Here is a 19,207-nt window from a genome sequence, read left to right as displayed (position 1 = left end):
TAGAACTTTTTCAACTGAATCGACGAGTTCATTTCGTCCGATGGCAGTGTCAGGGCAAACGGCCTTGAGAATGCAAATCCAGCGGCGTAGCCTCTGCAAATGGCCCGGTGCCACAACAAATCGTTTGGGTCCGAACCTGGACTACTGGAGAAACTGATGACCATGCCGAAGCCCGTCGATCCCGTCCCCGCGGCAACCATGCTCCTACTTCGCGACGCGCCGGAGTTTCAGGTCCTGATGGTCAAACGCCATCACCAGATCGATTTTGCCTCCGGCGCGCTGGTATTTCCCGGAGGAAAGCCTTCGGCCGGGGATGAAGCTCTCGAATGGGCTAATCATTGCGAGGGCTGGAGCACTTTCGACGATACGCAGCGCACTTTGCGGATTGCCGCGATCCGCGAAGCGTACGAGGAAGCCGGCATCCTGCTAGGCGATTATCGTGACGGAGGAGCGTTCGAGGATACATGTGATCTTGAAAGCCGCAAAGCGGTGGAGCGAGGGGAGCGCGAATTTCTTGACGTCGTTCGCGAGGCCGGTGTGCACCTACGCCTCGATCGGTTAAGCAATTTTGCAAGGTGGATAACGCCCACCTTCATGCACAAGCGCTTCGACACACATTTCTTCGTTGTTCGCGCGCCCGAACGCCAGATTGCCGCGTGCGATGGATACGAAACCGTCGATGCGGAATGGCTTTCGCCGCACAAGGCGTTGGAAATGGAAGCCAGCGGCAAGCGAACCATTATATTTCCTACACGCTTGAACCTGCAACTGCTGGCCAAATCTGCGAGCGCAGCGGATTGCGTGGCGCAGGCTGAAACCCGCGATATCGTAACAGTTCTGCCTGAAATCATTCAGCGAGACGGGAAGAATGTCCTCACTATTCCCGAAGACGCGGGTTACGGCCCCGCCTACGAAATTGTGGGCTGACGGCAAGCTGCGAGTGGCGAGAAACCTTCGTCGTCAGTAACCGGACAATCGCGCAAAACGGTCCCTGAGGTAGCTTGACGACCCCCAACTCGCCTCGAGCACGCGAGCACGCTTGAGGTAGAAGCCGACATTGAATTCGTCGGTCATCCCGATGCCGCCATGCAGCTGGATACCCTGATTGCTGATCGCGTGCAGTACGCGATTTGCCTCGGCCTTGGCGATGGTCGCTGCACGCGCGACTCCAAAACCGCTGTCGACTGCCTGTAAACCCGCCTCGACCGCGGAGCGCATCTGCGTGAGGTCGGCGAACAGATCCGCCATGCGATGTTGCAGCGCCTGGAAAGTAGCGAGCACCTGATTGAACTGCACACGCTGCTTCAGATAGTCGAGGGTCGTGTCGAACACAGCTTGCGCCATGCCGAGCATTTCGGCAACGGAAAGCACGCGCGCCCGGTCGAGCACGTCGCCAAGCAGACTGTCGCCTCCGCCCTCGAGCTTCTCGGCGGCAGCGCCAGCGAATTGGATATCGGCGTGGCTGCGCTGATCGGTGAGCTTGCGCGTGGTCAGTGAAACGCCATCGCCCTTTTCGACCAGGTATAGGCCGTCCTTGGCTGCGACCACGAAGAGGCTGGCGCCATGCGCCTCGTGCACGAATGCCTTTTTGCCGGTCAGCTTGCCGCCCGAAACGCTGGTCTCGATTGCGGAGGGATCGCAATGCGCTCCTTCATCGACAGCCAGCGTTGCCACGGTTTCGCCGCTGGCGAGCCTGGGAAGCCATTTGGCCTTCTGCGCGTCGCTTCCGCCGAGCAGGATTGCGCTCGCCGCGATGATTGTGGCCACCAGCGGACTTGCGGTCAGCGTTTTGCCGAGTTCCTCGATCACGAGGCCGGCCGACAAGAAACCGAAATCTGATCCACCATGGGCCTCGGGAATGATGATCCCGACCCAGCCCATTTCGGCCATCGCGGCATAGGCGTCAGCGTTGTAGGCCTGCGGTTGGCCTGCTGCGCGGACTTTGCGGAACTCGGATACCGGGCTTTCCTTGGTCGCCCAGTCGCGCGCCATGTTGCGCAGCATTTCCTGTTCTTCGCTGAGAACTGCCATTGTCCTTGCTACCCTCGCTTACTGGTGGTCGAGCATGCCAAGCACCCGCTTGGCAATGATGTTGTTCTGGACTTCGGTCGAACCGCCATAGATCGTCGCTGCCTTGCCGAAGAGCCAGCCGCGCACATCCTCAAGTTCGTCATTGCCAAACTCGTCGCCTTCCCAGCCGAGGCCCTGAAAGCCGCGGATTTCGATCAGCAACTCGCTGCGGTCCTGGGCCAACTTGGTGCCGACCTTTTTCAGAACCGAACTGATCTCTGAAACGCCGCCTTGCGCTTTGCTTTCCTCGACCGCACGACGCGCGGTGAGCAGGAAGCTGTTCCAGCGGATCTCAAGATCGGCGATCTTGTCGCGCAGGACCTTGTTGACGAGCGCGCCATCACCGCCGGTTTCGCAGTATTTCTTGGCGATATCGCCAAGGCTCTGGCCCATCATGCCGGCGAGGCGCCCTCCGCCCGAAATGTTCGTGCGCTCGTGCTGAAGCAGGCGCTTGCCGATAGTCCAGCCCTGGCCTTCCTTGCCCACGAGATTTTCCTTCGGCACCTTCACATCGGTGAAGAAGGTCTCGCAGAACGGGCTGGTTCCGCTGATCATTGTGATCGGGCGGACTTCAACGCCGGGTGCGTCCATGTCGATCAGCATGAAGCTGATACCTTTGTGTTTGTCTGACCGGTCGGTGCGGACGATGGCAAAGCACTTGTCAGCCCACTGGCCACCGCTGGTCCAGGTCTTCTGGCCGTTAATGAGGTAGTGATCGCCCTTGTCGACCGCGAAGGTCTGCAGGTTTGCGAGGTCTGATCCGGCATTCGGCTCCGAGTAGCCCTGGCACCAGCGAATTTCGCCACGGCAGATTGGCGGGATATGCTCCAGCTTCTGCCTTTCGTCGCCGTATTCGAGCAAGGTCGGGCCGAACATCATCACACCCATTCCGCCGATCGGATTGTAGGCGCCGACCTTGGCGAACTCATGCTCGATGATCCTGGCCTGGCCTTTGGTCAGTCCGCCCCCGCCATATTCCTTGGGCCAGGTTGGCGTGCCCCAACCACGCCCGCCCACGGCTTCTCGCCATTTCTTCTGGACAGGGTTCTCGTCGGTCGGACCGTCGAGCCCGGCCATCATATTGCCCGTGCCCTTGAGTTCGTCAGGGAAATTGGTGGCGAGGAATTGCCGCACTTCGGTGCGAAACGCGTCTTCGCTCGTCTGGACATCGGATTCTAGTTGTGTTGGCACGGAAACCTCCGTTCAAAAATCAAATTCGTGGCACCCCACTCGGACGACAAGGCCGCGCTCTGGCTGGTCAGTACTGCTGCGCAGGAACGTGCAAAACCAAACCTTCCATCGCAGCTTCCATGGGTATCTGGCAGGCGAGGCGACTGTATTCGCTGGCCCCTTCTGCAAATTGCAGGAGTTCGGCCTCCGCTTCGCCTTCCTTCAGACGACCCACCTTGTCGATCCAGGTCGGGTCGACATGGACATGACAGGTCGCACAGGCGCAGGCCCCGCCGCAATCGCCGTCGATGCCCGGCACGCCGTTGAAAAGCGCCGCTTCGCGCGCTGTTTCGCCCTCAGCAATTTCGACTTCCCGCCGCGTTCCATCGCTGGATACGAACGTCACTTTGACCATCATAAACTCCGTATTTCTGCTTTGGTAAATCAGCGGGCGTGCAGCCGCACCGGCAGCTTGGTGATCCCACGCACAAGGGTTGAATACAGGCGCTCGGGTTGGCCGGTCACTTCGACCTTGGCGAAGCGCTTGTGAATCTCTTCCCAGATGATCCGCAACTGCAGTTCTGCCAGCCTGTTGCCCATGCAGCGATGGATGCCATAGCCGAATGACAGGTGATGGCGCGGATTCTTGCGGTCAATGATGAACCGGTCGGCCTGGTCGATAACCGTGTCGTCGCGGTTGCCCGACAGGTACCACATCACGACCTTGTCGCCCTTCTTGATCTGTTTGCCGCCGATCTCCCATTCCTGAAGCGCGGTGCGGCGCATGTGAGTCAGCGGCGTCTGCCAGCGGATGATTTCCGGCACCATGCTGGTGATCAACGATGGGTCGTCATTCAGTTTGCGATATTCGTCGGGGTTCTGATTGAGGGCGAGCACACCGCCGCTGATTGAATTGCGCGTGGTGTCGTTGCCGCCCACGATCAGCAGCAGGAGGTTACCCAGAAATTCGAGGAAAGGCATATCCTTTGTCGCCGGGGCATGCGCCATCATGGAAATCAGGTCGTTCCTCGGCGGCTCATTGACGCGCTGATCCCACAGGCCCTTGAAATACATCGCGCACTCGATGAGCTCTTCGCGCCTCGCTTCGTACGATGCGACGATGCCGGTTTCAGGAGCAGCGGTTGTGACATCAGACCAGCGGGTGAGCTTGCGGCGTTCTTCCCACGGAAAATCGAACAGGGTAGCAAGGGTCATCGTGGTCAATTCGATCGAGACCTTGTCAACCCAATCAAATTCCTCGCCGATCGGTAGATCATCGAGAATCTGACACGCTCGTTCGCGGATTGTCGGTTCGAGCAACAGCAAGTTGGACGGTGCCACAGCGGGGGTGACGGCCTTGCGTTGCTGGTCGTGCTTTGGAGGATCCATGGCGATGAACATTTCAAGTTCGAGCGCACCTTCCACACTATGCATGTCCTGGATGGCGATACCGCCGAGCTTTGCCTCCGATGAAAAGACTTTGTGGTTGGTATCGACGGCCATGATGTCGTCGAATTTGGTGATCGACCAGAAGGGTCCGACATGGCTTTCACGGCAGTAATGGACTGGCTCCTCCTTGCGCAGCCGGTCGAAGAACAGGCCGATCGTGTCCTGCTGAAAAAGGCTCGGCCGAGAGACATCGATTTCGTCGATCGGCATGGCCGCGATTTTTTCGGCAGTATCCAGCTCCATCGTGTCGATGCTCATGTCTTGTCCTCCATACCCAGCAAGCAGACTCACCTCGTTTGGGGATCGTTAGGGAATTTGCAGGCCGTGGTCAATAAAGCTTATAAGGATTATTGCAAGATTCGGTCAAACTGTGAACTGTTTAGGAAAGCTCTAGACATATCCGCCGATAAACCCTTATAAGGATTTATCAGAGGAGCGATTCCCGGAGATGCAACCGAAGGTCGATGATTCCAGGAAAGCCAAGCGCGCGCTCACGCTTGCGCATGACATCGTACGCGATATCGAAGCCGGGGCGCATGTTGCGGGCGACAGGTTGGCGCGCGAGGACGAAATGCTTGCGCGATACGATGTCGCTCGAGCGACTTTGCGCGAAGCGCTCCGCTTCCTTGAGCTTCAGGGCGTAATCCATCTTCAACTGGGCCGTAGTGGCGGCCCGGTGGTCGCCCGCCCGCAGGCCGGTGATTTTGCGAATAATCTTTCTCTCATCCTGCAATTCATGGAAGCAGACCTCAGGGGCCTGCTCGAACTGCGCGAAGCCATAGCTCCGAATGTTGCAGCCTATGCCGCCCAGCGCGCGACCACGGGTGATCTGAGCGCACTTGCCGATTGCCTCAAAGAGCTGGAGCGCAACGAAGCCAGCAGCCAGTTCGAGGAACTGAATCGCCGTTTTCACGATATGCTCGGCTGGGCCAGCGGTAATCCGCTTTTCGGCCTTCTGACTTCCGCGTTGCACATGCTTACCCGCAAATTTTCGCTCTCGCTGGGGTATTCGGCGCAAGAGCGTGCGGTCCAGTTGCGCTTCTTGCGCCGCGTCCTTGAAGCTGTGCGCAAGGGCGATGCCGAAGGAGCGCGGCAGTCGATGGCTCGTCTCGTGGCGGGCTCCGCCTCCTATCTCGCAGAAAGAAGCCCTGAGCTTGTGTCCCAGAAGGTCAAGTGGGGGCAGACGTAAAATAACAGGCGCCCGTGGATGGCGCAATTTGGAGAAGGTAACACGATGGCACTCAAGAGCCACATTTGCGAAATTCTCGGGATCGAGTACCCGATCCTTCTGGCCGGGATGGGCGGGGCCAGTATCCCCGCGCTCGCGGCTGCAGTATCTAATGCGGGGGGGCTTGGCGTTCTTGGCGCTGCGGCCTGCTCGCCGGACCAGTTGCGTAGCTGGATCCGCCAGACCCGCGAGCTGACCGACAAACCGTTTGGGGTCGATACCCTTCTGCCTGCCTCCGTCAGGCGCGGTTCGGCCCCGCAAAGCGGCGCCGTGCCCGAAAACCCGATGGCATTGCTTGGCGAATACCAGCAGTTCACCCGCGATTTCATGGAACGCGAGGATCTGCCCGAAGTGGATGCCGCAATGGCCATGCGCGCGGCTGGCGCGCCGGAAATGGGCAAGGGCGGGCCGCAGCTGTTCTCGCGGGAGTTTTTCGAGGCGCAGATGGAAGTTGTAATCGAGGAAAAGGTGCCAGTCTATGCCGCCGGCCTCGGCAATCCCGGACCGTGGATGGACCGCCTTCATTCGAATGGCACCAAGGTCATGGCGGTGATCGGCAAGGTCAAACATGCCCAACAGGTGGTCGATTCCGGTATCGACATGATTGTTGCGCAAGGTCACGATGGCGGCGGACACAACTCCCCGATCGGAACCTTCTCGCTGATTCCGCAAGTGGTCGATGCGGTGGGGGACCGGGTTCCGGTGATCGGAGCGGGTGGAATTTCCGATGGCCGCGGAGTCGCTGCGGCGATGATACTGGGCGCTGTGGGCGCGTGGGTCGGCACGGCGTTCCTGGCAACCGAAGAAGCCGGCATCGAACGGTTCCAGAAGGAAGCAATCACCGAAAGCGGCGATGCAGATACCATCGTCAGCCGCTCGATGACCGGCAAGCCCGCGCGCATGATCCGCAACAAATGGGCCGATGCCTGGGTTGCGGCGGGCAAGGAACCGCTTCCCATGCCTTACCAGTCGATGATTTCAGGGCCGGTCATGGCTTCGGGCATCAAGGCTCAGCGCAAGGATATCATGCCCGGCTTCGCGGGGCAGGGAATCGGTCTGATCCATTCGATCCGTCCAGCGGCAGAGGTCATGCGCGATCTTGTCGACGGGGCCGAAAGGGCGCTGGCTGACACCAGATTTTATTCCTGAATTCCGGCAAGACGGGGACGCGGTATGAGCGCTTCACAGACCTTATCCTTTGCCGACAAGGCCGCCATAACGGGTGTGGGCGAAACCGTATTCGTGAAGGGCACCGAACGGACTGCAGTGGACATGATGCTGGAAGCCTCGCGCCGCGCCATCGCGGATGCCGGCCTGAAACCTTCCGATATCGACGGCATGGTGCCGCCGCCGATTTATACTACCTCGGAGGAAATGGCCGCCAATCTCGGCATTGATGTGCTGCGTTATGCGGCCACCGTTCACATGGGTGGCGCCAGCCCGACGACGGCGCTGCAGAACGCTGCGATGGCGATTGCCAGCGGGCTTTGCGATCACGTGTTGGTCACGCTCGGTTGGAACGGCTATTCCGCCCTCAGGTCCAAGCCGGGTGCCCCGCCCACTCGGGCGATGAACATGAACACGCTGACCAATACCATCCAGGGCTATTACATCCCCTATGGTGTGTTCCTGCCGGTGCAGATGTATGCTTGGCTGGCGACCCGCCACTCGAAACTTTACGGCGTGGGTGCGGATGCGATGGCGGCCGTCGCGCTGGCCTGCCGTCGTCACGCGCAGTTGAATCCGCGCGCCTTTACCTATGGGCGCGCACTCGACGCGGAAACCTATCATTCAGCGCGCTGGATATCCGAGCCCTTCCGCCTTTACGATTGCTGCCTTGAAACCGATGGGGCCTGCGCGGTTGTCATATCGCGAATGGATCGGGCCAGGGATATGCCCCATGTGCCCGTCAGCATCGCCGGTGCCGCGGAAGGCCACCCCTATCCCGCCGACGACATCCCGTCGCGGCCCGATCCCTTCAAGATCGGCCTTAGCTATGCCGCCCCGCGCGCTTTCGATATGGCTGGCGTCAAGCGCGAGGACATGGATTTCCTGCAGATCTACGATTGCTTTACCTATGTCGTCTTGCTGCAACTGGAAGCGATGGGGTATTGCGAACCAGGCGGACAGGCCGAATTCGTCGCCAACGGCCAGATTGAGCTGGGTGGCCGCTTTCCGATCAACACCCATGGCGGCTTGCTCAGTGAGGCGCATGTCTGGGGCCTCAACCACGTGGTCGAGGCAGTGCGTCAGCTTCGTCACGACTGCGGCGAGCGCCAGGTGCCGGGAGCCCAGACCGGCCTCGTGACCGGTTGGGGCGACCTAGGCGACGGCAGCATCGCCATTCTCAGGAGGTTTGCATGAGCAGCGAAAGCGATCTGCCCCCCAAAATGCGGCCTTCCGCGCAGATGGTGCCACCCAAGCCGCGACCGCGCCCACAAGACCCGGTTGAGCAGGAATTCTGGAAGAGGTGCCAGGACGGCCATCTCTATTTCCAGCGCTGCGGCTATTGCGGCAGCTTCCGCCACTTGCCGCGCTATATGTGCGCAAAGTGCGGCTCGCCGGAATTTTCCTGGGAACGCAGCAGCGGCAGGGGCACGTTGTTTTCCTGGACCGTAACCCACCAGGCCCTCCACCCGGCTTTTGCCGCCGACATCCCCTTCGTGGCTGCGGTGGTTGAATTGGAAGAGGGGGTGCGCATGGCCACGCGGCTGGTTGGTTGCGATCACGAGCGTCTTGCGCTCGACCTTCCGGTGGTCGTGGAGTTCGAACTGATCGGTGAGGACTTCCGCCTTCCTGTTTTCCGCCTGAGTGAAAGTTAGAAGCGCCATGGATCTCGAATATGGACCCGAATACGATGTCTTCCGCAAGCAGGTGCGGGCCTTTATCGAAGCGCACAGCCATCTTGCTCCGCCTTCTTCTGACCGGGCGGCCCGACCTTCGTCCAAGGCGGTCGAATGGCAGAAGCTGTTGATCGAGCATGGGTATACCGCTCGAACGATCCCGCAGGCGTATGGCGGCTATGGAGCGGAGCCGGACATTCTCCAATCGCGCATCATCGCAGAGGAATTTGCGCGGGCCAGGGTGCCGGGCGGACTTTCCAATCAGGGAATCTCGATGTTCGTGCCGACTCTGCTCGAACTCGGCACCGAGGAACAGAAACGGCGCTGGATCGAACCCACGTTGAAAGGCGATGTTGTCTGGTGCCAGGGCTATTCCGAACCCGGTGCCGGGTCGGACCTCGCCAATCTCAAGACCAGCGCGCACATCGAGAACGACGAATTTGTTGTCAATGGCCAGAAGATTTGGACCAGCACCGCCAAGCAGGCCGACATGATCTTCTGCTTGGTCAGGACCGAACCTGACGCGCCCAAGCATGGCGGCATTTCCTACCTGATCTTTTCGATGGACACGCCGGGCATCGAGGTTCGCCCCTTGAAGACGATGACCGGTCATGCCGAATTCAACGAAGTGTTCTTTACCGATGTCCGGGTCCCCATGCATCAGATCGTCGGCCAGCGGGGCCAGGGCTGGTTCGTGGCGAACGCAACTCTTGGCCATGAGCGCGGAATGCTGGGCGATCCCGACGCGCTTGAAAACCGGCTGGAGGCACTGATCGCGCTGATGCAGGAAGAGCGTTTGGGCCAGGGTCGCGCGATCGACAATCCGGTACTGCGCGACCGGCTGGTGGCACTGCAGGCCGAAGTGGCGGCGATGAAATACAATGGGATGCGGATCCTTTCGAACAGCCTCAGGGGTGAGCCGGGCGGCATGGCGAAACTGATCGTCAAGTTGCAAAGCTGCGAACTCGCTCACCAGATATCCGCGCTGGCAATCGACGCCATGGGCGAACTGGGCATTCTCTATCACCACAGCCCGCGTGAGCGGGAAGGGGGGGCGTGGCAATGGAACTATATGTTCCAGCTCGGTCTCATCATCGGCGGCGGCACCGCCCAGATCCAGAAGAACATCATCGCTGAACGTGGCCTCGAAATGCCGCGCGAACCGAAGCTGGCGAAGATTTCGGATGCGGCGAAAGCAACCGCAGACATGCCGCGTCACAAACAGGGATCAGCCTAATGGATTTCGGACTTTCTCAGGACCAGCAGATGCTGCGCGATGCCGTTGCGCGGTGTCTTGCGGATACCTGCCCGCTCGATCATGTCCGCGAATGTACCGAGCGTGACAATCCGCTTAGCGACAAGGTGCTCCGCGCCGTCCAGGACCTGGGAATTCCCGGGATGCTGGTACCGGAAGAGCATGGCGGCCTCGGCATGACCCTTCTCGACGCTGCCATAGTTGCGGAACAGCTCGCCTATGCGGTCGCGCCAGTACCTTTTCTCGCCAGTCATGTTCTGACGCCTATCGCGCTGAGCGAGGCAGGCAGCAAGGAGCAAAAGGCCCACTGGCTGCCAAAGATCGTGAGCGGCGAGGCGCGTATTGGTGTCGCGATTTCCGAGACAATCGAGGTGCGCGACGGCGCGGGGGTTTCCTTTGCTGCCGGGAAGCTCAACGGCACCGCCCTGTTCGCACTCGATTTCGAAGGAGCCGATGCCTTCATCGTCGCCGATTCCGGCGGCAGGCTGCACCTTGTCGGTGCCAAGGCGTCGGGCCTGAAGGCTATCGCGCTGACGACCATCGATCGGACCCGCAGCGTCGGGGAGTTGCGGTTTGACGGGGCCGAAGCGGAACCACTGGCTGATGATGGGGGAGCTGCAGTGGGCCGGCTGCGCGCTGCGGGGCGTGTGATCCTCGCCGCCGACAGTCTTGGCGCAGGTCAGGCCATGATCGAAAAGGCTGTCGATTATGCTGGCCAGCGCGAACAGTTTGGTCGCCTTATCGGCAGTTTCCAGGCCGTAAAGCACATGTGCGCCGAGATGGCCGCGCGGCATGAACCGTGCCATTCGCTCGTCTGGTACGCCGCCCACGCCTTTGACGCAGTTCCGACAGAGGCATCGCTCGTCGCCTGCCACGCGAAATCACACACCGGCGAAGTCCATCGCTTTGTCGCCCGCACTTCCACCGAAGTGCATGGCGGGATGGGATTCACGGACCTGATCGGTCTCCACTACTGGTTCAAACGCATTGGATTCGACCGGCAGGTGCTTGGCGGACCCGAAACGGTGCGGGCCGAGGCGGCAGCACTGCAAGGCTGGATCAAGGCCGCGTAACACACTCGTTGAGGGGGCGTCCGAGACTGGCTGCCCCGTCCGGCAGGGAGAGGGAACATGATCGACTGGAACCTCGGTGACATTCTCGACGCTGTCGAGCCCGCCATGCCTCAGGACGCTCCGGCGCTGATACACGGCGACCGGATCGTCACTTGGCCCGAAATGTCCGCGCGCTCGAATAATATCGCGCGCGCGTTGCGTCAACGCGGAGCGTGCGATGGTGCCAAGGTGGCCTTCTACATGCGCAACCGCCCCGAATATGGCGAGCTGATGGCGACTTGTTTTAAGGGGCGCTTGACCCATGTGAACATCAATTACCGCTATCGCGCCGAAGAAGTTTTCTACATTTTCCAAGATTCTGACAGCGAAGTGATTGTTTACAGTTCGGAGTTTCGCGAATGCATCGTCGAACTCAAGGATAGGCTCGAGAAGGTTCACACTTTCGTCGAAATTGGCGACTCTTCCGAAATCGCGTCTTTTGCGAGTCCCTATGAGACGCTGGCGGGAAAAGGGGACGGATCGGCGCTCGGCATCGAACGCTCACCCGACGATTTGCTCTTCATCTATACCGGCGGCACGACCGGGATGCCGAAAGGCGTGATGTGGCGGCACGACGACATGCGCAAGGCCCAGCTGGACGCACAGAAGTTACTGGGCCCGGTTCCGCGGACGCTGGAAGAAAATGTTGCGCTGATCGAGAAAGAGGGGCCCGGCAGGCGCACTCTCTCCGCCTGCCCGCTCATGCACGGGACGGGCTTCATCACCGCGATAGGTGCGCTCATGTCGGGCGGCGCGATCGTCACGCTGACGGCCCCTTCCTTCGAAGCTTCAGAATTGTGGGATACGGTCGAAAAGCACCAGGTGGAAAGCATCGCAATTGTGGGCGACGCCTTTGCTAAGCCAATGCTTCGCGCGCTCGAAGAAAACGCGGGCCGCTGGGATACCAGGAGCCTCGTCTCCATCATCTCGTCCGGCGTGATGTGGAGCAAGGAGATTAAGGCCGGTCTATGCAAGCACATTCCCCAGGTCGTGCTGATGGATAGTTTCGGCGCCTCCGAAGGGCTCGGCTTCGGCCTCTCCGTCACGACTGCACAGGGCGGTACGAACACCGCGAAATTCGGGATTGGCGAATTCTGCGATGTCTTCGACGAAAACGATCAGAAAGTCGAACCAGGAAGCGGCGTGCCTGGCTTTATCGCCCGCAAGGGGGCCATCCCCGTGGGATATTACAAAGATCCCGAAAAATCCGCCAAGACATTCCGCACAATCGATGGCGTGCGTTATTCGATTCCGGGTGACTGGTGCCGGGTAGAGGCCGATGGAAGCCTTACCCTGCTAGGCCGCGGCAGCGTATGCATCAACACTGCTGGCGAGAAGGTATATCCAGAAGAAGTCGAGGAAGTGCTCAAGACCCATCCCGCCATCGGTGAAGCGTTGGTCGTAGGTGTAACGGATGAAAAATGGGGCCAGGCCGTCACGGCCGTCGTCCACCTCAACCACGACGTCCCGTTCGACGAGCAAGCTGTCAAGGACCATGTGCGCGATCAGCTGGCAGGATACAAAACGCCCAAGGCCATATATCCGACGGAAAAACCCCTGCGTGCATCCAACGGCAAGGCCGACTATGCAACGGCGAAAGCAATCGCCGAACGTTTGACGGTCGCACCGTGAGCCAGCGGGAGTCTCCTGATTACGACGTTGTAATCGTCGGTGCCGGCTTCAGCGGGATATACCTGCTCCACAAGTTGCGTGACGCTGGATTCAACGTGTTGCTGGTGGATGCTGCGGCCCAGCCCGGCGGCATCTGGTACTGGAATTGCTATCCAGGCGCACGAGTGGATTCACAGGTTCCGCTTTACGAGTACTCTATACCTGAAGTGTGGAAATCATGGGCCTGGAGCGAGCGATTTCCCGGTTGGGAAGAGCTCAGAGCGTATTTCCGGCATGTTTGCGATACGCTCGACCTTTGGCCCATGATGCGCATGGGGTCTGGGGTCAAAGGCGCGCACTATGAGAAGGAGACGAAGCAATGGCGTCTGCAACTCGACAGCGACAAAACTGTTTCGACACGGTTCCTGTTGCCCGCTCTTGGTTTCGCATCAAAGCCGTATGTCCCCAATTTTCCCGGCCTTGAGGATTTCGAAGGCCAATGGTTTCACACGGCGCGCTGGCCGCAGCAGGGTGTCGATCTCAGCGGACGTAAGGTTGCCTTGATCGGCACCGGTGCAAGTGGTGTGCAGGTCGCGCAAGAAGCTGCCAAATCCGCATCGAAGCTGACCCTCTTTCAAAGAACACCAATCCTGGCGCTGCCTATGCAGCAGAAGAAGCTTTCGGCAGAAGACCAGGAACGGGACAAGAAGGGCTATGCCGCGATCTTCGAAACGCGCAAGCAGACGAGCGGAGGATTCGAATGCCAATCGCTAGACGTATCGGCGCTCGAAGTTGACGAGAAAGCGCGCACCGCGCACTTTGAAGATCTGTGGCAACAGGGCGGCCTCAGGTTCTGGTATCACAACTTCGCTGACTTGCTTACCAACCGCGAAGCCAACCGGCACGCCTACGATTTCTGGCGCGACAAGGTTCGCGCAAGGATCGCCGATCCCAATCTGGCCGAGAAACTCGCCCCATCCGAACCGCCGCATCCATTCGGTACGAAGCGGCCATCGCTTGAACAGGGATATTACGAAATTTTCGCGCAAGACAATGTCGCGCTAGTCGATCTCAAGGCGACTCCGATCATCCGGATCGGACCGCACGCTATTGCGACCGAAGACGGCGAGATGGAATGCGACCTCATCGTTTTCGCCACCGGCTTCGATGCCGGGCGCGGCGGGCTGATCGATATGAACATCAGGGGGACGAACAGCCTATCACTGTCCCATGCGTGGGAAGACAGAGTACGCGCCTATCTGGGAATGGCGGTGTCTGGCTTTCCCAATATGCTGTTCGCATACGGGCCACTCAGCCCGTCGGGTTTCTCAAACGGCCCGACCAGCGCAGAGATACAGGGTGACTGGATCTGCGACTTTCTGGTCTGGATGCGGGAAAATGGTGTCGATCTTTTCGAAGCCGATCCGGCAGCTGAAACGGGCTGGACCGAAATGGTTGCCCAAGCAGGCGCGATGACACTCTTTCCCGAAGCGGATTCTTGGTACATGGGCGCAAACATCCCGGGCAAGGCGCGTCAACTGATCAATTTTCCAAGCGTGTCTGGCTATGTCGCACGCTGCGAAGATGTAGCGAATGTGGGGTACCGCGGCTTCGTGATCGACAAACCCACTAGCAAGGAACACTTAACGAAATGAACGTATTGTCCAAGATTGGAGATTTTCCCGACGACATCGACCCTGTCTGGGCCGGCGATGGTTCGCATCTGCCGGAATGGTTTGTGTCGGCCCTCAAGGTGCCGCGCGAAGAAGGTTATGTTGAGATCGACGGTGCCAGGACGCACTACTTCCGCTGGGGCGACCGGAAAAAGCCGAAAGTGCTTATGACACATGGCTTTCTCTCCCACGCCCGTTGCTTTGCCTTCATCGCTCCGTTTCTCGCAGAAGATTACGACGTGGTGGCGTTCGATCTCGCCGGCATGGGCGACACGGAGATGCGCGGGCAAGCCGATCCCGCGGCTAGGGGGCGCGAGTTTGGTGAGATTGCCGAGGCACTCGATCTGTTTACAGATGGCCACAAACCCACCATCATCGCGCACAGTTTCGGCGCGGGCGCAGCGCTGACAGCCGTGACCCTGTCGCCCGATGCTTTCTCCGGCGTCGTGATTTGCGATCTGATGGTCATGCGAGCCGAGCTCCTCGATCAATACTGGAACCATCGCCGCTCAAGCCCGGGATCAGGTGATCCTGACAAGCCCAACCGGCTCTATGCGAGCTATGAAGAGGCGCGCAAAAGATACGTCCTTTCTCCGCCCCAGCCAGTCGGCGAGCCGTTCCTCCTAGATTACATGGCGTATCATTCAATGCGACGCGACGGAGACGGTTGGACATGGAAGTTCTCACCCGAGGTATTCCGACGAAGCAATAAGTCCGACGAATGGCTCACAATCGGCCATCGACTCGTGAATGCGCCGGGCCGCAAGATCATCGTTCATGGCGGAAAGAGTCAGCTCTTCACCAGGGACTCGGCTGACTACATCCGCGAGCTAGGGGGCGGTGACATTCCGATAATCGCCGTACCTGAGGCGCGCCACCATTTGATGCTCGATCAGCCATTAGCTTTTTTAACTGCGCTCAGAAGCATTCTCTCCCTTTGGGAGGCGCAGGCACACCCAAGGTGTGCGTGAAGGACAAGCGCGCCGAGATCCACGGGCGGATCACGGCGTACCAGGCTCAGATCGCGCAGGCGAAGCAAGACCTGGCTCATATAAATGCGTCGATCCGGCTGTTCACCGATATCTGTGTGCGCCATCTTGAGGTCGATGGCGAACTCACAACCCGGGATCTCGCTGAGCGGGTGATGATCGAGCGCCGACTTGACGCGACGGATACCACGCTGCGCAATTCGGTCGTCTTCAAGGTCGTCCAGGCCCTTCGCCATGCCGCCCGGCGCAAGCATGTCCGGATGGTGGAGAAGCGCAAGGGCATGTGTCTGGGCACCAGGCGATGCTGTCACGTTGCGGGGCGTTGCCAGTAGATGTTGGCATCCAACACCCGTTCGATCAGGACTCAAATCGCTTGCACCGGGAGAGCCGTCCATAGATATAGAAGTTAGCCGAGCTGACACCATGACGCTGGCACGCGTCTGCGGCTGCCATGCCTCTTTCCTCTTCAGCCAGGGTCGCGATGATCTGTTCCCTGGTGAATTTGCTTTTGCGCATTGTCTGTCTCCGTTGCGACAGGCTCTCCATTCAAATGCGGGACCAAATGGATATCAGGTCACACTCTATGAATGCATGTAAATCAGCGCGGTGAACCGACGCCGATCGGCGCAATATCCAGTTGATTTTGCTAGAGGTGCAGGGGTCCCAATTTGACGCCGATTTACAATGATACCGCAGAACATCGAACGACCGGAATCGGCAATCAGTTGTGACCGGCACCTTCCGGCGAATATCCGCCTCACACCGGTCCCATTGCGAACGGCAATCCTGAGGCCTTTTCCGGCCGCAAGCTGCAGCGGAAGATTCAAACTGAGACACCACCTAAACACAGAACTGGTTGATCTGAGACTATGAAATAGGCAAGGCTTTTCGTTTGGGCTCCTAATCTTGGAATTCTATGCTATCAGCTAGTTCGACGCCTAACCGCGCGTCGAACTAGTGAGGTCCGCAAAACTGTGGACCAAAATCCGACCGAACTGAGGACCAAAAATTGACTTTCATGCACGTATGTGTTTGAATATATTGGATAAATAATATGGATCGTGGCACGTCACTCGCGCCAAACTTGACCACCTAACCCTCTGATTCAGAAGCAGAAAAATTCTGCAAGAGCGCGATGCGTCGGGTTGGGCGCGACATTCGGGGCTCGAACCTTGAACACCGCGAATAGGCATCCCGCGCTTTCGTCGTTAGCCTGTTTGGCAACAAGCCTGACAATGAATATGCGATGACTTTTCTGCTCCAGCCCGTGAAGAATGATGAGCCTGCACTTGCCGGTGCGCCCATGATTGGCGCGGCTCAGAAGCTTCTGGCCTATCTGGCCGAACATGAGACGATCGGCCTGACGAAGGGCAAGGCGTTTCAGAGGAAATTCGTTCACTGGGCGGCTGCCGAGTTCGCCTGGCCGGGCTGGGAAGAGGACAAGCTGTTCCTCGTCAACAAGGTTCTGAATGAGTACGATTTCCCGCCGCTCGAAGCCCTGCATTTCGTTCTGCTGAGACTCAAGCTGATCCGGCATTACAAGCTGACCTGTCGGCTCACCAAGGCGGGCAGGGACATTGCTGACCAGCCCGGCGATCTCTTCAACCTGATAGCGCCGTTCTGGCTGTTCGAGGTCGATCATGCCGCGGCGTCCCGGATGCCCGAGCCGAGGCTTGGCAACTGGGATGTGTTTCTCGGTGTGCTGAATACGGAGGCGGCGCCAGGCGTGACATGCGGCGCGCTTGGGGAAATACTTTACGGTCCGCCGGACGTCGGACAGCCCTATGACCGCATGCCGAGAATGATCTGGTCACAGGTGCTTCAACCGCTGTGCTGGATGGGGTTACTGGCCGAGACGATGTCAGATGAGCGACAACAATTCGCAGATCGCGTCTACAGGACGACCGATCTTTGGTCGGAGGCCTTTCGGTTCCCGTTTGATGGCCAGGTCGGTTTGGTGACGCTGCATTAAGTGCGTGCTTCGACCGATGGGCGACCAAGGTCTGCTCAATGAGGGGCGGGTGGAGTGTAGCCTTCGTGAGCCACAAGGGAGCTTTAGGAGGCCACGAAGATGACATAGAGGAATCTGTTAAGCCGACGCTGAGCCGTCGACCTCAGTTTATGTCAAGGGCGGCCTTCAGATAGGTCCAGATATCGGCAACGACCGTGCCCAGCGGAACGCCTTTGAGTTCCGTGCCGTCGGCGTAAGTCAGCCACTGCCTTGCTTTTGCCGGATGCTCTGCGAACGCAACGGAGAGACCTTGGGGTGGTTCAGTCGGGATAGATGTGTTTCGGCGATCGAACGTCGCCGCAATGGCTGCGCGCAGGTCTGCCGGATCGATCTTGGTCGCTCTTGGAATTGCCCAGAGATCGTAGAAGTCTTTCATGCGGCCGTTAATGAGACCGAGCGCGACGACCGCCTGGAACTTCTCCGCGATCACCGTGGCAGGTGAATAGGCGCGTATGCGCGCGGCTTCGAAATCGAGGATCGATCCGTATTCGATCTCATAGTGTGGGTCGGGCAGGGCGTCGCCGAAGCCAAGATCTATGGTGATCGGAATTTCTGTCTTGCCGAGATGGGCCACCGTGCGGAGACGTTTGCCGCCATAGACCTGATCTTCGCGGATGTCCGTCGTGGTGATGGTGTCGATGCTGAACTCAAGACCGTCGCCCGTGTCGAGTGCCAAGATTTCGGCAAAGATGGAGGTCAGCGCTGCATCGCTGGTTTCACCGAATGCAAGGAAATCAATGTCGCGTGTGAAGCGGCCGGGATCGGTGGTCCAGAGGGTGACCAGCATTCCGCCTTTCAGGACGAATCTGTCTCGGTGCGGAGATTTGGAAAGACGGTAGATGAGACGCTCCAGGCCAAACGCCACAAGAAGGGTCTGGAAGTCGCGGCCCTCTGACCGGGCAAGGTTGAGGAGGCGCTGGCGCACCGAAGCTGCGATGTTCGTTGGTGACTTAGCCATTCGAGGTCAGCGCCTCCAGGTAGGGGCGCATGATCCTGGCAGCGCCATAGTCCGCAGCGGCCTGCATCAGGACGGCCGGCGTGGCCTTGCGTTGATCGAGGGCCGCCTTGAGCGCCTCGATCGCAACCGACCGATCGACCAGTTTCGGATTGCGGAAAGCATCTGCAATCGATTTTGGCACGGAATAGATGCGCACCTGCGTTCCGCCGATCCTGTGTGTCTCGATGCCGTCCGAAAAATAGGGCTCGCGGAACCTGACGACGCGCACGGGCGGATAGGCGATCGACGGCTCCCAGTCCTTCGCGCCAATCGCAAACCAGACCTTGCGGGGGAGTTGGTCTGTTAGACCATGAAAGGCCAGTGCGGAGAGAAGGCAGATGACCGACCGCGGTGCCCGCTTGGCGACTTCCGCCAGATTGGTGTTGAGGTCTGCTTCCGCATCGGCTGCCTGATAGAGGCCGCGACCAATCCGGACCACGTTGCCGGCTTCCACCGCCCTTGAGATCGCGGTGGCGCTGACGCCGATCTCCCGCAGCTCGAAAGCGCGGGCGATGTCGTGATCGCGGAGATAGGCGAGGAGCCTGTCCTGCTGGGTGACGGGGTGTGAAGAGGCGTGTTTCATATTCTCGGACAAGATGCATTTCTGTCCGAGGTTATGTAACACATTGATTGGCATTCGTCGAGCCGGTGATAAGAGCAGTCCGGCCATGATGCGATCGCAAGCTGGAGCCGACACCGTAATTCGGCTAAGGTCAGGCTGTGCACTGGAATCGTGGCAACTGCAACGACGCGTCATGCGTGCATCATTCAATTTGCCTACGGAACGATATTGCCGGAA

The 19,207-nt window shown here is 59.2% G+C and carries 18 protein-coding genes and 1 pseudogene; 12 read left to right on the top strand and 7 right to left on the bottom strand.

What is annotated here, in order from left to right:
- Positions 1 to 156: 156 nt before the first annotated feature.
- Entirely contained in the window at positions 157 to 927 is a 771-nt protein-coding gene (locus D1223_RS10035) for an NUDIX hydrolase (protein WP_119376376.1), read from the top strand.
- Positions 928 to 960: 33 nt separating this feature from the next.
- Here D1223_RS10035 and D1223_RS10030 read toward each other — a convergent pair whose 3' ends face one another.
- The 4 genes from D1223_RS10030 to D1223_RS10015 form a co-directional block, all read right to left on the bottom strand.
- Positions 961 to 2,031, bottom strand: a complete 1,071-nt coding sequence (locus D1223_RS10030; RefSeq protein ID WP_119376305.1) for an acyl-CoA dehydrogenase family protein — start codon at positions 2,029 to 2,031, stop codon at positions 961 to 963.
- Positions 2,032 to 2,049: 18 nt separating this feature from the next.
- On the bottom strand, positions 2,050 to 3,261 hold the full coding sequence (locus D1223_RS10025) for an acyl-CoA dehydrogenase family protein (RefSeq protein WP_034827888.1): 1,212 nt from the start codon (positions 3,259 to 3,261) through the stop codon (positions 2,050 to 2,052).
- Between the two features lie 67 nt (positions 3,262 to 3,328).
- A complete protein-coding gene (locus D1223_RS10020) occupies positions 3,329 to 3,655 on the bottom strand; it encodes a 2Fe-2S iron-sulfur cluster-binding protein (protein WP_034827898.1) in 327 nt (108 codons plus the stop codon).
- A 29-nt stretch (positions 3,656 to 3,684) separates the two neighbouring features.
- Positions 3,685 to 4,947, bottom strand: a complete 1,263-nt coding sequence (locus tag D1223_RS10015) for a cytochrome P450 (RefSeq protein ID WP_034827886.1) — start codon at positions 4,945 to 4,947, stop codon at positions 3,685 to 3,687.
- Positions 4,948 to 5,137: 190 nt separating this feature from the next.
- Between D1223_RS10015 and D1223_RS10010 the strand changes: the two genes are divergently transcribed.
- Genes D1223_RS10010 through D1223_RS09965 form a run of 10 tightly spaced genes read left to right on the top strand, consistent with a single transcriptional unit; the run spans position 5,138 to position 15,732 of the window.
- Complete coding sequence (locus tag D1223_RS10010; RefSeq protein ID WP_119376304.1) at positions 5,138 to 5,878, top strand: FadR/GntR family transcriptional regulator; 741 nt, start codon at positions 5,138 to 5,140, stop codon at positions 5,876 to 5,878.
- A gap of 45 nt (positions 5,879 to 5,923) precedes the next feature.
- Positions 5,924 to 7,066 (top strand): NAD(P)H-dependent flavin oxidoreductase, encoded by a 1,143-nt coding sequence (locus D1223_RS10005; RefSeq protein WP_119376303.1) that lies wholly within the window; start codon positions 5,924 to 5,926, stop codon positions 7,064 to 7,066.
- A gap of 24 nt (positions 7,067 to 7,090) precedes the next feature.
- Complete coding sequence (locus D1223_RS10000) at positions 7,091 to 8,281, top strand: thiolase C-terminal domain-containing protein (protein WP_034827883.1); 1,191 nt, start codon at positions 7,091 to 7,093, stop codon at positions 8,279 to 8,281.
- Positions 8,278 to 8,739, top strand: coding sequence for a Zn-ribbon domain-containing OB-fold protein (locus D1223_RS09995; protein ID WP_119376302.1), 462 nt, complete (start codon positions 8,278 to 8,280; stop codon positions 8,737 to 8,739). Before D1223_RS10000 ends, D1223_RS09995 begins: the two co-directional genes overlap by 4 nt.
- Positions 8,740 to 8,746: 7 nt before the next feature.
- Positions 8,747 to 9,997, top strand: a complete 1,251-nt coding sequence (locus D1223_RS09990; RefSeq protein WP_034827881.1) for an acyl-CoA dehydrogenase family protein — start codon at positions 8,747 to 8,749, stop codon at positions 9,995 to 9,997.
- Positions 9,997 to 11,088 carry an acyl-CoA dehydrogenase family protein gene (locus D1223_RS09985; protein WP_119376301.1) on the top strand — a complete coding sequence of 364 codons (1,092 nt, stop codon included), beginning with the start codon at positions 9,997 to 9,999 and terminating at the stop codon, positions 11,086 to 11,088. Before D1223_RS09990 ends, D1223_RS09985 begins: the two co-directional genes overlap by 1 nt.
- Before the next feature lie 57 nt (positions 11,089 to 11,145).
- Positions 11,146 to 12,759, top strand: coding sequence for an acyl-CoA synthetase (locus tag D1223_RS09980; RefSeq protein ID WP_119376300.1), 1,614 nt, complete (start codon positions 11,146 to 11,148; stop codon positions 12,757 to 12,759).
- Positions 12,756 to 14,393, top strand: a complete 1,638-nt coding sequence (locus tag D1223_RS09975; protein WP_119376299.1) for a flavin-containing monooxygenase — start codon at positions 12,756 to 12,758, stop codon at positions 14,391 to 14,393. Before D1223_RS09980 ends, D1223_RS09975 begins: the two co-directional genes overlap by 4 nt.
- The gene (locus D1223_RS09970; protein WP_034827876.1) at positions 14,390 to 15,382 is read left to right on the top strand and encodes an alpha/beta fold hydrolase; all 993 of its coding nucleotides are present in this window, start codon (positions 14,390 to 14,392) and stop codon (positions 15,380 to 15,382) included. The genes D1223_RS09975 and D1223_RS09970 overlap by 4 nt, the downstream gene beginning before the upstream one ends.
- Positions 15,379 to 15,732: a hypothetical protein gene (locus D1223_RS09965; RefSeq protein ID WP_233349665.1), complete on the top strand. Its 354-nt coding sequence runs from the start codon at positions 15,379 to 15,381 to the stop codon at positions 15,730 to 15,732. The genes D1223_RS09970 and D1223_RS09965 overlap by 4 nt, the downstream gene beginning before the upstream one ends.
- Before the next feature lie 67 nt (positions 15,733 to 15,799).
- Here D1223_RS09965 and D1223_RS09960 read toward each other — a convergent pair.
- Positions 15,800 to 15,916 (bottom strand): annotated as a pseudogene (locus D1223_RS09960) (transposase); the annotation flags it as partial.
- A 730-nt stretch (positions 15,917 to 16,646) separates the two neighbouring features.
- Here D1223_RS09960 and D1223_RS09955 point away from each other — a divergent pair.
- Positions 16,647 to 17,372: a hypothetical protein gene (locus D1223_RS09955; RefSeq protein ID WP_119376296.1), complete on the top strand. Its 726-nt coding sequence runs from the start codon at positions 16,647 to 16,649 to the stop codon at positions 17,370 to 17,372.
- 142 nt (positions 17,373 to 17,514) lie between these two features.
- Here the strand turns inward: D1223_RS09955 and D1223_RS09950 are convergent, their stop codons facing one another.
- Positions 17,515 to 18,369, bottom strand: a complete 855-nt coding sequence (locus D1223_RS09950; protein ID WP_119376295.1) for a nucleotidyl transferase AbiEii/AbiGii toxin family protein — start codon at positions 18,367 to 18,369, stop codon at positions 17,515 to 17,517.
- On the bottom strand, positions 18,362 to 19,003 hold the full coding sequence (locus D1223_RS09945; protein WP_206750909.1) for a type IV toxin-antitoxin system AbiEi family antitoxin domain-containing protein: 642 nt from the start codon (positions 19,001 to 19,003) through the stop codon (positions 18,362 to 18,364). Before D1223_RS09945 ends, D1223_RS09950 begins: the two co-directional genes overlap by 8 nt.
- Positions 19,004 to 19,207: the final 204 nt, after the last annotated feature.

The sequence above is a fragment of the Henriciella mobilis genome, from assembly GCF_003576285.1.
GTDB classification, from domain to species: domain Bacteria; phylum Pseudomonadota; class Alphaproteobacteria; order Caulobacterales; family Hyphomonadaceae; genus Henriciella; species Henriciella mobilis.
The sequence above is the reverse complement of the archived record's forward strand: the minus strand, read 5'-3'. Positions and strand labels throughout refer to the sequence as shown.

Bases quoted from the DNA above. Each gene is read 5' to 3' on its own strand.
- D1223_RS10035 (WP_119376376.1), top strand. From the start codon at position 157: ATGACCATGCCGAAGCCCGTCGATCCCGTCCCCGCGGCAACCATGCTC.
- D1223_RS10030 (WP_119376305.1), bottom strand. From the start codon at position 2,031: ATGGCAGTTCTCAGCGAAGAACAGGAAATGCTGCGCAACATGGCGCGC.
- D1223_RS10020 (WP_034827898.1), bottom strand. From the start codon at position 3,655: ATGGTCAAAGTGACGTTCGTATCCAGCGATGGAACGCGGCGGGAAGTC.
- D1223_RS10015 (WP_034827886.1), bottom strand. From the start codon at position 4,947: ATGAGCATCGACACGATGGAGCTGGATACTGCCGAAAAAATCGCGGCC.
- D1223_RS10010 (WP_119376304.1), top strand. From the start codon at position 5,138: ATGCAACCGAAGGTCGATGATTCCAGGAAAGCCAAGCGCGCGCTCACG.
- D1223_RS10005 (WP_119376303.1), top strand. From the start codon at position 5,924: ATGGCACTCAAGAGCCACATTTGCGAAATTCTCGGGATCGAGTACCCG.
- D1223_RS10000 (WP_034827883.1), top strand. From the start codon at position 7,091: ATGAGCGCTTCACAGACCTTATCCTTTGCCGACAAGGCCGCCATAACG.
- D1223_RS09995 (WP_119376302.1), top strand. From the start codon at position 8,278: ATGAGCAGCGAAAGCGATCTGCCCCCCAAAATGCGGCCTTCCGCGCAG.
- D1223_RS09990 (WP_034827881.1), top strand. From the start codon at position 8,747: ATGGATCTCGAATATGGACCCGAATACGATGTCTTCCGCAAGCAGGTG.
- D1223_RS09985 (WP_119376301.1), top strand. From the start codon at position 9,997: ATGGATTTCGGACTTTCTCAGGACCAGCAGATGCTGCGCGATGCCGTT.
- D1223_RS09980 (WP_119376300.1), top strand. From the start codon at position 11,146: ATGATCGACTGGAACCTCGGTGACATTCTCGACGCTGTCGAGCCCGCC.
- D1223_RS09970 (WP_034827876.1), top strand. From the start codon at position 14,390: ATGAACGTATTGTCCAAGATTGGAGATTTTCCCGACGACATCGACCCT.
- D1223_RS09955 (WP_119376296.1), top strand. From the start codon at position 16,647: ATGACTTTTCTGCTCCAGCCCGTGAAGAATGATGAGCCTGCACTTGCC.
- D1223_RS09950 (WP_119376295.1), bottom strand. From the start codon at position 18,369: ATGGCTAAGTCACCAACGAACATCGCAGCTTCGGTGCGCCAGCGCCTC.